This is a genomic window from Pseudacidovorax sp. NFM-22 (genome assembly GCF_021401245.1).
Taxonomy (GTDB): domain Bacteria; phylum Pseudomonadota; class Gammaproteobacteria; order Burkholderiales; family Burkholderiaceae_C; genus Xenophilus.
Window position 1 is genome coordinate 342,982 of the sequence record NZ_JACBFY010000002.1, and the last position, 13,179, is coordinate 356,160.

A 13,179-nucleotide genomic window follows, 5' to 3' on the forward strand; every position below is an offset into this window, starting at 1 on the left:
GCAGTCATGGTCATCGCGGGGTCGTCGGCGGCACGGGGCACATGGGAAGGGCGAGTCTAGGAGTGCATGGCGCGCCGCGCCATCGCGTTTTGTTCATCTCAGCATCAACGTGACGGCATGGATCGCCACGCCCACCAGCCCGCCCACGACCGTGCCGTTGATGCGGATGAACTGCAGGTCGCGGCCCACGTGCTGCTCCAGCTCGGCCACGAGCTCGTCGGTGTCCCAGGCCGCCACGCGCTCTTCGATGTAGCGGCGGATGTCCTCGCGCCAGCGTTCGATGGCGGCGGGTGCCGCCTGTTCCAGTTGTTCGTTGAGCCAGGCGCGCATGGCGGCATCGGACGCCAGCCGCTCGCCCAGCGACGCCGCCAGGCGGGCGATGCGCTGGCCGATGGCCGAATCGGGCCGCGCCAGGTCGGCCTGCAGCCAGTCGCGCAGCTGCTGCCACAGGCCGTCGAGGTAGTTCCGCAGTCCGTCATGGGCCAGCAGTTCGTCACGCAGCCGCTCGCCGCGGGCGACGAAGGCCGGGTCCTGCTGCAGGCGCTGGACGAAGCCCTGCATATAGGCGTCGAAGCGCTGGCGCAGCGGATGGGCCGGGTCGGCCGCCGTCTCGCCCAGCGCCCGCGCGATGCTGGCCACCAGCTTGCGCGTGGCCAGGCGCGCGGCGACCTGGTCCAGGCCGACGTAGCGCAGGGCCTTGACCTCCTGCGCGATGGATTCGGTGAGCTGGTCCTGCAGCGCCTCGTCGTCCAGCCACTGCGCGGCGTGGCCCAGCACCGCATCGAGCATGGCCTGGTGCCGGCCTTCGGCCGTCAGCGTCTCCAGCACCTGACCGGCCATGCGGGAGAAGTCCAGCTGACGCAGCCCGGCCGCCGCGGCGCGGCCGAGGAAGTCGCGCAGCCGCTGGTCGTCGACGGCCGCCAGCACCTGGCCGGCCGCCGCCACGCCCAGGCGGCCCAGCCGTTCGGCCTGCGCGGGGCGCGACAGCCACGCGGCCAGCCGACCGGCCGCGTCGAAGGCGCGCAGCTTGGCCAGCACCTGCGCCGTGCCCAGGAAGTTGTCGCAGAAAAAACGCGCCAGGTTGGCGCCCAGCCGCGCCTTGCTGCGCGGCAGGATGGCGGTGTGCGGAATCGGCAGGCCCAGCGGATGGCGGAACAGCGCCACCACCGCGAACCAGTCGGCGATCGCGCCCACCATGGCCGCCTCGGCGAAGGCCGCCAGCCAGCCCCAGCCGGCATGGCCGCCGTGCCCTTCCTGCCAGGTGGCCAGCGCATACAGCAGCGCGGCGCCGACCAGCAGCGCCAGCGCCATCCGCTTCATCGGGCCGGGGCCCGTCGCCACGGCCATGGAAAAGGCGTCAGCCGATCTCGGCGCTGTCGGCCAGGCCGTGCATGAAGGCCTCGCAGCGCGCCAGCTGCGCCAGCGTCACGTACTCGTCGGGCTGGTGCGCCTGCTGGATGCTGCCGGGGCCGCAGACCACGGTGGGAATGCCCGCGTTCTTGAACAGGCCTGCCTCGGTGCCGAAGGCGACCAGCGTCGTGCCGGCCTCGCCCGCCAAGCGCTGCGCCAGCCGGGTGACCGGGTCGTCGCGGTCGCCGAGGAAGGACGGGATTTCGCAGATGGTCTCGAAGCGGAAGCCCGCATCGGGCGCCACGCGCTGCATGCCGGGCTCCAGGCCGCGCGCATAGTCGACCACCTGCTGCTGCATGGCTCGGGCATCGGCCGTGGGCAGGTCGCGGAATTCATAGCGGAACTCGGCGTCGCGCGGCACCACGTTGTCGGCGATGCCGCCGTGGAACTGGCCCACGCTGGCGGTGGAAAAGGGCACGTCGAAGCCGTCGTAGCGCGGCTCCTCGCGCTCGAAGGCCTCGGCCATGTCGCGCACCTTGCCTACCACCCGCGCCGCCATCTCGATGGCATTGACCGAATGCGGCGTGAGGGAGGAATGCGCCTCCTTGCCGCGCACGCAGCAGCGGTAGCGCCACACGCCCTTGTGCGCGATGGCGGGCACCATCGACGTCGGCTCGCCCACGATGCAGGCAAGAGGCTTGACGCCGGCATCGCGCATGTCCGCGATGAGTTCGCGCACGCCGAAGCAGCCGATCTCCTCCTCGTAGCTGAAGGCGAAGTGCACCGCGAAGGGCGCGTTGCCGGCCAGGATGCGCTCGGCATTCGCCAATGCGATGGCGATGAAGCTCTTCATGTCGGCCGAGCCGCGCCCGAAGAGCGACAGGCCTTCGGGACCGTCCTGCACGACGGCAGACAGCGGATCGACCGTCCAGGCCTGGCCCTCCCACGGCACGGTGTCGGTGTGGCCAGAGACGATCACGCCGGCCGGCTTGCCCTCGCCCAGCGTGGCGAACAGGTTGGCCTTGGTGCGCTCGGCATTCCAGGTCAGCCGGCTCTTCACGCCCAGGCCGGCCAGGTGATCGCGCGCGAACTCGATCAGTTCGAGGTTGCTGCGGTCGCTGATGGTGTTCATCCGCACCAGCGCCTGGGCGAAGGCCAGCGCGCGGTCGGAAAGCGGGAGTTGGCTCATGGGCCCGGATTGTGGCCGCGCCCCCTTGTCCCCATCCCGCCCTGCGGCAAGGCCGGACGGCGGGCTTGCCCCTGCCGCGGGCATCCGTATTGCTTGCACCGGCATCCCGGGCGTGTCAGCCTGCGCCGGCCTGCCCCCACTAGACTGCCTTCCATGAAGCTCATCGACTCGATCGTCACCCAGGCGGCCGGGATCGCCGCCATCCGCCGCGACCTGCATGCCCATCCCGAACTGGCCTACGAGGAAGTGCGCACCGCCGATGTCGTGGCGGCCCGCCTCACCGAGTGGGGCATTCCGATCCACCGCGGCCTGGGCACCACCGGCGTGGTCGGCATCGTCAAGAACGGCAGCAGCGAGCGCGCCGTGGGCCTGCGGGCCGACATGGACGCCCTGCCCATCAACGAACTCAACACCTTCGACCACGCCAGCAAGAACGCCGGCAAGATGCACGCCTGCGGCCACGACGGCCACACCGCCATGCTGCTGGCAGCGGCCCAGCATCTGGCGAAGAACCGCCACTTCGATGGCACGGTCTACCTGATCTTCCAGCCGGCCGAGGAAGGCGGCGGCGGCGCCAAGCGCATGATCGACGACGGCCTGTTCGAGAAATTCCCGATGGAAGCGGTCTTCGGCATGCACAACTGGCCCGGCATGGCGGCCGGCCAGTTCGCCGTCAGCCCCGGGCCCGTCATGGCCTCGGGCAACAAGTTCTACATCACGGTGCGCGGCAAGGGTGGCCATGCCGCCCTGCCCCACACCACCGTCGATCCGGTGCCGGTCGCCTGCGAGATGGTGCAGGCCTTCCAGACCATCCTGACGCGCAAGATGAAGCCGCTGGACTCGGCCGTCATCTCGGTGACGACGGTGCACGCGGGCGACACCAACAACGTCATCCCCAACGACTGCGAGCTGACCGGCACCGTGCGCACCTTCTCGGTCGAGGTGCTGGACATGATCGAGGCGCGCATGCGCAAGATCGCCGAGCACATCTGCGCCGCGCACGATGCCGAATGCGACTTCGAGTTCGTGCGCTACTACCCGCCCACCATCAACACCGCGCCCGAAGCCGACTTCGCCCGCCGGGTGATGGCCGGCGTGGTGGGCGAGGCCAACGTGCTGCGCCAGGAGCCGGCCATGACCTCCGAGGACTTCGCCTTCATGCTGCAGGCCAAGCCCGGCGCCTATGCTTTCATCGGCAACGGCGACGGCAGCCACCGGCCGCACCTGCACGGCGAAGGGCCCTGCATGCTGCACAACCCCAGCTACGACTTCAACGATGAGCTGATCCCGCTGGGCGCCAGCGTGTGGGTGAAGCTGGCGGAGGAGTTCCTCGCCCAGCCGGCCGCGGCGCAGCCATGATGGACGCCGCGCAGGCCTTCTCGCCCAGCTACGCGCTGGCGCGGCAGAAATTCCTGGCGGCCTGCGTGGCGGCCGGCATGCCGGTCGAAAGCCATCCCCTGTCCTTGCGCGGCGCCGACGGCGAGGCGCTGGCCATGGATGTGGCGCGCGACGGACCAGCCGATGCCGAGCGGGTGCTCATCGTGAGCAGCGCCTGCCATGGCGTGGAAGGCCACTGCGGCAGCGGCGTGCAGGTGCATGCGCTGCACGACACCGCCTGGCGCAAGGCGGCGCGCGATGCCGGCGTGGCCGTGGTGCACATCCATGCGCTCAATCCGCACGGCTTCTCGCACGGCCGGCGGGTGACGCAGGAGAACGTCGACCTCAACCGCAACTTCCAGGATTTCGCGGCGCCGCTGCCCGTCAACAAGCCCTATGCCAAGCTGCACGCGCTGCTGCTGCCGCCGCAGTGGCCACCGGCGCCCCGCGACCAGGAGGCGCTGGAGCACTGGATCGCCAAGCACGGCATGGGCGAATTCCAGACCGCCGTCACGCAGGGCCAGTACGCCTTCGCCGATGGCATGTTCTTCGGCGGCCAAGCCCCCACCTGGAGCCAGCGCACGCTGCGGCAGGTGCTGCGACAGCACGCCGGGCGGGCCCGTCGAGTGGCCTGGATCGACATCCACACCGGACTGGGGCCCAGCGGCCTGGGCGAGCGCATCTTCGCGGGCCGCAACGACCCGGCCGCCTACGCCCGCGCCAGCGCCTGGTGGGGTGGCGGTGGCACGACGCCGGTCACCTCCATCTACGACGGCAGTTCGGCCTCGGCCCTGCTCACCGGGCTGATGTGGAACTCGATCTACGAGGAATGCCCCCAGGCCGAGTTCACCGGCATCGCCATGGAATACGGCACCGAGCCGCTGATGGAGGTGCTCACCGCCATGCGCGGCGACCACTGGTTGCATCTGCATCCCGAGGCCGCGCCGGAGCTGGCCCAGTCGATCCACCAGCGCATGCGGGCGGCCTTCTACACCGACACCGAGGCGTGGAAGCAGCGCATCGTGGCGCAGGCGCGCGAGGCGCTGTTCCAGGCAGCCGAAGGGCTGCGCGGCTGAGCCTGGGTGACGCGGGGGCGTGCAGCCCTGCACGCGGCAATGCCACAGATGCGGCGGCCCGACGCCGGTGCTCAGCCGGCGATGCGCGCGGCGCGGTCGCCGGCAATGACCAGCAGGCCGTCCATGATGAGCGACTCCACCAGCTCGAACTCCACCGACATCGACGGCGCCATCTTCCAGCCCGCGCCGCCGGTCATGTAGCAGGCGGGCTCGGCGCCGCAGTGGCGGCGGACGTGCTGCACCATGCGCTCGACGGCGCCAGCGATGGCATAAGTGCCGCCGCTGGTGAGGGCATCGCTGGTGTTGGTCGGAAACTCGCGCACCTCGCCGGTGGGCACATGCAGGCCGGCGGTGCCCGACTCCAGCGCGCGCAGCATGATGCCGTGGCCCGGCAGGATCAGGCCGCCGAGGAACTTGCCTTCGGCATCGATGGCCTCGACCGTGACCGCGGTGCCCACCATCACCACCACCATCGGTCGCGGCCGGCCGTCGGCCACCTGCGCCAGCATGCGATGGCGGGCGCCGATCATGGCCACCCAGCGGTCGGCGCCCAGACGCGTCGGATGGTCGTAGCCGTTGACCATGCCGCACTCGGCCGCGCTCGAGACGACCCAGCGTGGCTCGAAGTCGAAGCTCTCCTCCACCTGCTCCTCGGTGCGGCGGCGCACCGCGTCGCCCGCGACCACGCAGCCGATCATGGCCTCGGGCCGCAGGGGAAGCGAGGCCCAGGGCCCTTCGGACAGGCGGTCGATGTGGTCCAGGAACTCGGCCCCCGAGGCCAGCGGCGCGCTGCCTGGCTGGGCCTGGGCGTAGAGCGCCCACTTGAGCCGCGTGTTGCCGATGTCGAGTGCGAGGAGGGAAGGCATGGGCGGGCATTATTGCCCCGCCGCCTGACCGCGCCCCGGCTTGCGCCGGATCAGGAGGACCGCACTGCAGCCGTCCTACTAGGGAAATCCGGAATTTCCCGGACAAGTCCGGTCCCTACCATTCAGGTCCTTTTCACCCTCTGTCGGAGCAGTTTCGAATGAAGAAGACCATCGCCCTGGCCGCCCTTGCCGCCCTCACCTTCGGCGCGCAGGCTGCCGACTTCCCCGATGGCAAGACCATCACCTTCGTCGTGCCCTTCGCGGCCGGCGGCCCGACCGACAAGGTGGCACGCGACCTGGCCGAGGCCATGCAGAAGGCCCTGGGCGCCACCATCGTGGTGGACAACACCGCCGGCGCCGGCAGCACCATCGGCAATGCCAAGGTGGCCCGCGCCAAGAACGACGGCTACACCCTGCTGGTCACCCACGTCGGCATGGCCACCACCCCGGTGCTCTACCGCAAGCTCAGCTACAACTACGAGACCGACTTCGAGTACCTGGGCATGATCAACGATGTGCCCATGACGCTGATCGGCAAGCCGCAGCTCGAAGCCAACAATTTCAAGGAACTACAGACCTGGATCGCCGCCCACAAGGGCAAGGTCAACCTGGGCAACGCCGGCATCGGCTCGGCCTCGCACCTGTGCGGCCTGCTGTTCCAGAGCGCACTCAAGGCCGAGATGACCACCGTGCCCTACAAGGGCACCGCACCGGCCATCGCCGACCTGATGGGCGGGCAGATCGACCTGCTGTGCGACCAGACCACCAACACCACCGGTCAGATCGAGGCCAAGAAGGTCAAGGCCTATGGCGTGACCACGCTCAAGCGGGTGAACACGCCGGCGCTCAAGGACATCCCGACGCTGGACGAGCAGGGCCTGAAGAACTTCCAGGTGACGATCTGGCACGGCCTGTACGCGCCCAAGGGCACGCCGGCGCCGGTGCTCAAGAAGCTCAACGACGCGCTCAAGACCGCGCTGAAGGACCCGGACTTCATCCGTCGCGAGGAAGCCCTGGGCGCCGTGGTGGTGAGCGACAAGCGCAGCGACCCGGCCGAACACAAGAAGTTCGTGCAGTCCGAAGTCGCCCGCTTCGGTCCCGTGATCAAGGAAGCCGGCGTCTACGCCGACTGATCCCAAACCGCCCGCACCAACGACGAGGCCCGCCAGTGATGGCGGGCCTTTTTCGTTCAAGACACGCCTCCTCTTGGGGAGGCGCGCAGCCTGGGGGAGGCTTACTTCGGCCGGATGGCGTCAGCGGTGCCCTGGATGAAGGCCTTGATCGCCTCCACGTCCTCCATGCTCAGCTTGCCCGTGAAGTCCGGCATGCCGCGCGACATGGCCGGCCCCTTGAAGACGAACTTGTCCAGGTTCTCGATGTAGGGCGCCCCCAGGTAGCCCAGGTTGGGGATGTTGCCGCCCCGGTCCACGCCCGGCACGCCGTGGCAGAAGACGCAGTTGCTCACGTACAGCCCCGTGCCGGCCTGCACCTTGGCGGGGTCGTACTTCACGCCCTGCAGCAGCTTGTCCATGCGGTACTGCACGAACTCGGGCATCTTGGCCGTGCCGCCCACCGCGAAGGTGTAGACGGTGCCGGGGCCCTGGCGCTCGCTGGCGCGCTGCGCCAGGCCGTACACGCCGCCCCAGCCCACGGCCACCGACACGTACTGCTTGCCATCGACCATGTAGGTGGACGGGGCCGCCACCACGCCAGTGCCGGTGGGCGTCTCCCAGAGCTTCTTGCCGTCGCGGGCGTCGTAGGCCACCAGGCGCCCGTCGGCCGTGCCCTGGAAGACCAGGTTGCCGGCCGTGGTCAGCGTGCCGCCGTTCCAGGGCGAGACATGCTCCACGCCCCAGGCCTCCTTCTGCTTGACCGGGTCCCAGGCCACCAGCCGGCCCATGGGCTTGCTCTTGGGCGGTTCGGCATTGGCGAACTTGGCGAGGTTCCAGCCCAGGTCGGAGTGCGGGCGCAGCGGCGCGTTCTCGTTGAACTTCCAGTCCTTGTCGTCCATCAGCGTGATCGGCACATGCTGCGCCGGCAGGTAGACCAGCCCCGTCTTGGGGTTGAAGGACATCGGATGCCAGTTGTGCGCCCCGAAAGGACCCGGGATCGAGTCGTTGGGCTTGCTGCCATCGCGGGCAGCAGCGACCTCGATCGGCCGGCCGTTCTTGTCGTAGCCGGTGGCCCAGTTCACCTCGACGAAGTTCTTGGCCGAGATGAACTTCCCGTTGGTGCGGTCGATGACGAAGAAGAAGCCGTTCTTGGGCGCATGCAGGATCACCTTGCGCGGCTTGCCGTCCAGCTTGATGTCGGCCAGGATCATCGGCTGGGTGGAGGTGTAGTCCCAGTTGTCGCCGGGCGTTTCCTGGTAGTGCCACTTGTACTTGCCGGTGTCCGGGTCCAGCGCCACGATGGACGCCAGGTACAGGTTGTCGCCGCCAGCCGGACTGCGCTTGCTGCGCGCCCACGGCGAGCCGTTGCCGGTGCCGATGTACATGGTGTTGAGCTCGGGATCGAAGGCCATGGTGTCCCACACCGTGCCGCCGCCGCCGCTTTCCCACCACTTGCCGGCCGGGTCCCAGGTCTTGGCGGCCCGGGCCTGGGCCTCGTCCTCGAAGGGCTTGGACGGGTCGCCCGGCACCGTGAACCAGCGCCACTTCTGGTCACCGGTCTCGGCGTCGTAGGCGGTGATGTAGCCGCGCACGCCGTACTCGGCGCCCCCGTTGCCGATGATGACCTTGCCCTTGAACACCCGCGGCGCGCCGGTGATGGTGTAGCTGCGGGCATGGTCGATGAGCGTGTCCTTCTCCCACAGCTTGTTGCCGGAGGCGGCATCGAGCGCGATCAGCCGGCCGTCGAAGGCGCCGACATAGACCTTGCCCTTCCACAGCGCCACGCCGCGGTTGACCACGTCGCAGCAGCCGCGGTAGCCCTTGGCGCGGTCGACCTGCGGGTCGAAGCTCCACAGCCGCTGGCCGGTGCGCACGTCGATGGCATGCACCACGCTCCAGGAGGCCGTCACGTACATCACGCCATCGACCACCAGCGGCGTGGCCTCGACGCCGCGCGTGGATTCGAGGTTGTACGACCACACCAGCCCCAGCTGGCCGACGTTGCCGGTGTCGAGCTGGTCGAGCCGGCTGTAGCGGGTCTCCGCATAGTCCAGGCCGACGCTGGGCCATTCGGGCGTCTTCTGGGCATTGGCCCGGATGAAGTTGCCGTCGACCTTGGCGGCCGGGGCCGCCTTGGGTGCAGGGGCCTGGGCCTGGGCCAGGCAGGCCCAGGCGGCCAGCGCCGCGAGCGCAAGAAGCCTCATCGTGTGTCTCCTTCTCGGTTCTTGGTTGAAGCCAACGCGCCAGAGGATGCCGCCGCGCGGGGGGCGCTTTCACCCTCGGGAATTCCCGGGTGCGGGCCTGTTCCATTGCGGAACACAGTCGGCCGCAGCCGAAGGAGGTTCCGCTTGCCGACTGCCCCCACCACCGGCGCGCACACGCTGCGCCAGTTGTTCGCCACCACGCCCGAGGAGCGGACTGCGCAGGCGCGCACGCGCTTCTTCGACGAAGGCGACCGGCCGTCCGGCCTCGTGGGCGAGGAGGTGCTGCAGTCGTGGATGCGCTGCCGCCGCCGGCACGAGGACCCGGGCCGCACCATCGCCTTCGACCCCGTCACCCCCAGCCGGCTGCATGGGGCGCTGTCGCGCAACCGCGCCCTGCTCGACGCCGCGGGCGCCGAGATCGCCGCGATGGAAGGCGCCCTGTCGGGCACGGACTGCCGCGTCATCCTCACCGACCGCGAGGGCGTGCTGCTGCATGTCACGCACCATCCCATGGCGCCGCAGCAGCCCGTGCTGGGCCGCACGGCGCGGCTGGGCGTGAACCTGGCCGAATCGGTGGTGGGCACCACGGCGCCGGGCATCGTGCTGTGCACCGGGCAGGCCAGCACGGTGGAAGGCGGCGAGCACTACTTCGACACGCTCCACCAGGTGCATTGCGCCGCGGCCCCCATCCGCGGCGTCGACGGCCGCCTGGCTGGCGTGCTGGACCTGTCGGTGGAGTCGCGCCGCTTCGGCTTCGATGCGGGCTCGATGGTGGGCCTGTATGCCACCGTCATCGAGAACCGGCTGCTGGCGCGGCAGTCCGGCGAGCACCTGGTGCTGCGCTTCCAGGCCAGCCCGGCGCTGCTGGGCACGCCGCTGGAAGCCATGGCCGGCGTGACGCAGGATGGACGCGTGGCCTGGCTGAACACGGCGGCCTCGCGCCTGCTCGGGCCCTTGCCGCGCGATCCGCTGGCACGTTCGGCGGTGCGCTTCTTCGGCCGCGACCTGCACGGGCTGCTGCGGCTCGCCGGTGGCGAGGGCGCCAGGCCGCTGCGCCTGACCAGCGGGCTGGGCGTGTGGGTGCAGGTGCGGCTGCCCGCCAGCGACGGGCTGAATCTGCGCCATGGCGTGGCGCTCTCCGGATCGGCGCGCGCCTTGCCGCCAGCGCCCCAGCCCTCCGAGGCCGAGACCGACCCCGCGCCCGCCACGCTGCGCGGCCTGCAGCAGGACCTGATCGAACGCACGCTGCAGGAGAGCGGCGGCAACATCGCCCGCGCCGCGCGCCAGCTCGGGGTGTCGCGTGGCACGCTGTACCGCCGGCTGCGCCAGCGGCCCCAGCCCGGCTGACGGGCGGCCCGGCGGGCAGGTTCATGCCCCCATGCGGGTCTCACCCAGGCTGTCGCCGCAGCGTCCCCGCCGCACGGGGCACGCGCGCTAGCATCCCCCGACCGGCCGCCCGAGCCGGATCCGCAGAAGCAAGAGGAGACAAGCCCCGTGACATCCACGACCAGCGGCCCCATGGCCCTGGCGCTGTATCGCACCATGCAGCGCATCCGTGCCTTCGAGAACGCGGCCGAGACGGCCAGCCAGGGCGGCGTGAGCGCCTATGGCCAGCAGGCCGGCGGCGCCGCCCGCGTGCGCGGGCCCCTGCACCTGTCTACCGGGCAGGAAGCCGTGCCCGCCGGCGTCTGCGCCCATCTGCGGCCCAGCGACTACCTCACCTCCACCCACCGCGGCCACGGCCACACGCTGGCTAAGGGCGCCGACCTGGCGCGGATGATGGCCGAGCTCTTCGGCAAGGCCACCGGCTTCAACGGCGGCAAGGGCGGCTCGATGCACATCGCCGACTTCTCGGTGGGCATGCTGGGCGCCAACGGCGTGGTGGCGGCCGGCCTGCCCATCGCGGTGGGCGCGGCGCATGCGCAGAAGCTGCGCAGCCTGCGGCCCGACGGCAGCGCCAGCGACGACATCACCGTGTGCTTCTTCGGCGACGGCGCGATCAACCGGGGGCCTTTCCTCGAAGCGCTCAACTGGGCGCAGGTGTACGGCCTGCCGGTGCTCTTCGTCTGCGAGGACAACCGCTGGAGCGCCACCACCGCCAGCGGGCCGATGACGGCCGGCGAGGGCGCCTCCGCCCGCGCATTGGCCCTGGGCATTCCCGCCACGCCGGTGGACGGCAACGACGTCTTCGCCGTGCACGAGGCCGCCGGCCGGCTGGTGGCCGAGGTGCGCGCCGGCCAGGGTCCGCGGCTGCTGCATGCCCTCACCTACCGCGTGAAGGGCCACGTGTCGGTGGACGTGGCCGCTTACCGCGATCCCGCCGAACTGGCCGCCGCGCTGGAAACCGATCCCATCGCCCGTGCGCGCGCGCGCCTGCGGGCCGATGGCATCGAAGAGGCCGTGCTCATGCAGATCGAGCGCGAAGCCCTGGACGAGGTCCAGGCGGCCCTCGACGCCGCCGATGCCGCACCCTGGCCCGACGCCTCGGCCGCCTTCACCGATGTGCAGACCACGGGAGCCGGCCAATGGCGATGACGACGGACGATTCGACGGTGCACGCGGTACACGACTGGAGCTACGCCCAGGCCGCCGCGCAGGCACTGGGCCAGGCGATGGCCGAGGACGCACGCGTGGTGGTGCTCGGCGAGGACGTGGGCCGGGGCGGCATCTTCGGACAGTACCAGAGCCTGCAGCAGCGCTTCGGCCCGCAGCGCGTGATCGACACACCGATCAGCGAGGCGGCCATCATGGGCGCTGGCGTCGGCATGGCGCTGGCGGGTTTGAAGCCGGTGGTCGAGATGCGGGTGGTCGACTTCGCGCTCTGCGGCATGGACGAGTTGGTCAACCAGGCGGCCAAGAACCGCTTCATGTTCGGCGGCCAGGGCCGCGTGCCGCTGGTGGCGCGCATGCCCGGCGGTATCTGGGATGCCTCGGCTGCGCAGCATTCGCAGTCGCTGGAAGCCTGGTTCGCGCATCTGCCGGGCGTGGTGGTGGTCAGCCCCTCCACGCCGCAGGACAACCATGCCCTGCTGCGCGCGGCCCTGGATTGCGGCGACCCGGTGGTCTACATCGAGCACAAGACGCTGTGGGGCCAGCGCGGCACCGTCGATCCGCAATTGGCCGTTCCGCTGGGGCGCGCGGCGCACCGGCGCCATGGGGATGCCCTCACGATGGTGAGCTGGAGCCGACAGGTCCAGGTGTGCGAAGCGGCCTGCGCGCGACTGGCAGCCGCCGGCATCGCCGTCGACCTGATCGACCTGCGCACGCTCTGGCCGTGGGACCGGGAGACGGTGCTGGACAGCTGCGGCCGCACCGGCCGGCTGCTGGTCGTGCACGAGGCGGTGCAGGCCGCCGGCTTCGGCGCGGAAATCGCGGCCACGGCGGCCGAGGCGACGGGCTGCCGCATCGCGCGCCTCGGGGCACCGCGCATTCCGGTGGGCTATGCGCCGGTGCTGGAGGCACAGTCCCGGGTAGGGGTGGAGGCGATCGAGGCGGCGGCGCTTCGGCTGGTAGGCTGAATCGATGGCGGCATGCCGGCTCGCCGCAGCGCGAGCGGGCGGGCTGTGGGGCTGCAGGGCCAATGCGCGCCGCGCCCGGACGCGACGAACCGCCGCCCCATTCGCCGCTCCCTCGCGCTCAGGCGTCGGCCTGCGCCATGCACAGATGCTGCAACTGCTGGAGATGCGAACGGAAGGCGACCGCCGCCACCCAGTCCCTGACCTCGAAGGCCGTGCGGGGGGGCTGGCCCGCCTGCTCGGCCACCAGCACGAGATAGCGCCCGGTGTCGGGGTCGGTGTCGAAACGCACCGAGATCGCCGGCAGCGCCAATGAGGCGGGTTCCGCCGCGCCCTGCCATTGCAGCCGGCAGTCGGCACTCATCGCCACGCGCATCGGAGAGCCGCCGCCCTCCCCCAGGCGCCGGTTGAGGGCCTGCACATGTTCGGCAGGGCCCATGGCGTCGAGGGCCATCACGTCCTCGGTCGGATAACCGTCCATGCACCCTGC

Annotated in this window: 11 protein-coding genes; 6 read left to right on the plus strand and 5 right to left on the minus strand. The window is 70.7% G+C overall.

The features are described 5' to 3' along the window. Window positions 1–93: 93 nt before the first annotated feature. Window positions 94–1,347 (minus strand): DUF445 domain-containing protein, encoded by a 1,254-nt coding sequence (locus L0984_RS07300; RefSeq protein WP_234193079.1) that lies wholly within the window; start codon window positions 1,345–1,347, stop codon window positions 94–96. Between the two features lie 10 nt (window positions 1,348–1,357). Further along, window positions 1,358–2,539 carry an acetylornithine deacetylase gene (gene argE / locus L0984_RS07305; RefSeq protein ID WP_234193080.1) on the minus strand — a complete coding sequence of 394 codons (1,182 nt, stop codon included), beginning with the start codon at window positions 2,537–2,539 and terminating at the stop codon, window positions 1,358–1,360. A gap of 153 nt (window positions 2,540–2,692) precedes the next feature. On the opposite strand from argE, the gene L0984_RS07310 reads away from it, so the two are divergent. Continuing rightward, complete coding sequence (locus L0984_RS07310) at window positions 2,693–3,898, plus strand: M20 aminoacylase family protein (RefSeq protein ID WP_234193081.1); 1,206 nt, start codon at window positions 2,693–2,695, stop codon at window positions 3,896–3,898. Beyond that, window positions 3,895–4,992, plus strand: a complete 1,098-nt coding sequence (locus tag L0984_RS07315; protein WP_234193082.1) for a M14 family metallopeptidase — start codon at window positions 3,895–3,897, stop codon at window positions 4,990–4,992. The genes L0984_RS07310 and L0984_RS07315 overlap by 4 nt, the downstream gene beginning before the upstream one ends. A gap of 71 nt (window positions 4,993–5,063) precedes the next feature. On the opposite strand, the gene L0984_RS07320 is transcribed toward L0984_RS07315, so the two are convergent. Beyond that, window positions 5,064–5,858: a type III pantothenate kinase gene (locus L0984_RS07320; RefSeq protein WP_234193083.1), complete on the minus strand. Its 795-nt coding sequence runs from the start codon at window positions 5,856–5,858 to the stop codon at window positions 5,064–5,066. Between the two features lie 158 nt (window positions 5,859–6,016). Here L0984_RS07320 and L0984_RS07325 point away from each other — a divergent pair, with 158 nt between their 5' ends. Then, window positions 6,017–6,991, plus strand: a complete 975-nt coding sequence (locus tag L0984_RS07325) for a tripartite tricarboxylate transporter substrate-binding protein (RefSeq protein ID WP_114801392.1) — start codon at window positions 6,017–6,019, stop codon at window positions 6,989–6,991. 101 nt (window positions 6,992–7,092) lie between these two features. Here L0984_RS07325 and L0984_RS07330 read toward each other — a convergent pair whose 3' ends face one another. Next, complete coding sequence (locus tag L0984_RS07330) at window positions 7,093–9,174, minus strand: PQQ-dependent dehydrogenase, methanol/ethanol family (RefSeq protein WP_234193084.1); 2,082 nt, start codon at window positions 9,172–9,174, stop codon at window positions 7,093–7,095. Window positions 9,175–9,318: 144 nt separating this feature from the next. Between L0984_RS07330 and L0984_RS07335 the strand changes: the two genes are divergently transcribed. From L0984_RS07335 to L0984_RS07345, 3 genes are all read left to right on the plus strand, one after another. Next, on the plus strand, window positions 9,319–10,521 hold the full coding sequence (locus tag L0984_RS07335; protein ID WP_234193085.1) for a helix-turn-helix domain-containing protein: 1,203 nt from the start codon (window positions 9,319–9,321) through the stop codon (window positions 10,519–10,521). A gap of 171 nt (window positions 10,522–10,692) precedes the next feature. Beyond that, complete coding sequence (locus L0984_RS07340; RefSeq protein WP_234193714.1) at window positions 10,693–11,709, plus strand: thiamine pyrophosphate-dependent dehydrogenase E1 component subunit alpha; 1,017 nt, start codon at window positions 10,693–10,695, stop codon at window positions 11,707–11,709. Further along, the gene (locus L0984_RS07345) at window positions 11,700–12,692 is read left to right on the plus strand and encodes an alpha-ketoacid dehydrogenase subunit beta (RefSeq protein WP_234193086.1); all 993 of its coding nucleotides are present in this window, start codon (window positions 11,700–11,702) and stop codon (window positions 12,690–12,692) included. The genes L0984_RS07340 and L0984_RS07345 overlap by 10 nt, the downstream gene beginning before the upstream one ends. Before the next feature lie 118 nt (window positions 12,693–12,810). Here the strand turns inward: L0984_RS07345 and L0984_RS07350 are convergent, their stop codons facing one another. Beyond that, window positions 12,811–13,170: a hypothetical protein gene (locus L0984_RS07350; RefSeq protein ID WP_234193087.1), complete on the minus strand. Its 360-nt coding sequence runs from the start codon at window positions 13,168–13,170 to the stop codon at window positions 12,811–12,813. Window positions 13,171–13,179 lie beyond the last annotated feature (9 nt).

Coding starts and splice junctions, on each gene's coding strand:
- L0984_RS07300 (WP_234193079.1), bottom strand. CDS start 1,347: ATGGCCGTGGCGACGGGCCCCGGCCCGATGAAGCGGATGGCGCTGGCG.
- argE (WP_234193080.1), bottom strand. CDS start 2,539: ATGAGCCAACTCCCGCTTTCCGACCGCGCGCTGGCCTTCGCCCAGGCG.
- L0984_RS07310 (WP_234193081.1), top strand. CDS start 2,693: ATGAAGCTCATCGACTCGATCGTCACCCAGGCGGCCGGGATCGCCGCC.
- L0984_RS07315 (WP_234193082.1), top strand. CDS start 3,895: ATGATGGACGCCGCGCAGGCCTTCTCGCCCAGCTACGCGCTGGCGCGG.
- L0984_RS07320 (WP_234193083.1), bottom strand. CDS start 5,858: ATGCCTTCCCTCCTCGCACTCGACATCGGCAACACGCGGCTCAAGTGG.
- L0984_RS07325 (WP_114801392.1), top strand. CDS start 6,017: ATGAAGAAGACCATCGCCCTGGCCGCCCTTGCCGCCCTCACCTTCGGC.
- L0984_RS07330 (WP_234193084.1), bottom strand. CDS start 9,174: ATGAGGCTTCTTGCGCTCGCGGCGCTGGCCGCCTGGGCCTGCCTGGCC.
- L0984_RS07340 (WP_234193714.1), top strand. CDS start 10,693: ATGGCCCTGGCGCTGTATCGCACCATGCAGCGCATCCGTGCCTTCGAG.
- L0984_RS07345 (WP_234193086.1), top strand. CDS start 11,700: ATGGCGATGACGACGGACGATTCGACGGTGCACGCGGTACACGACTGG.
- L0984_RS07350 (WP_234193087.1), bottom strand. CDS start 13,170: ATGGACGGTTATCCGACCGAGGACGTGATGGCCCTCGACGCCATGGGC.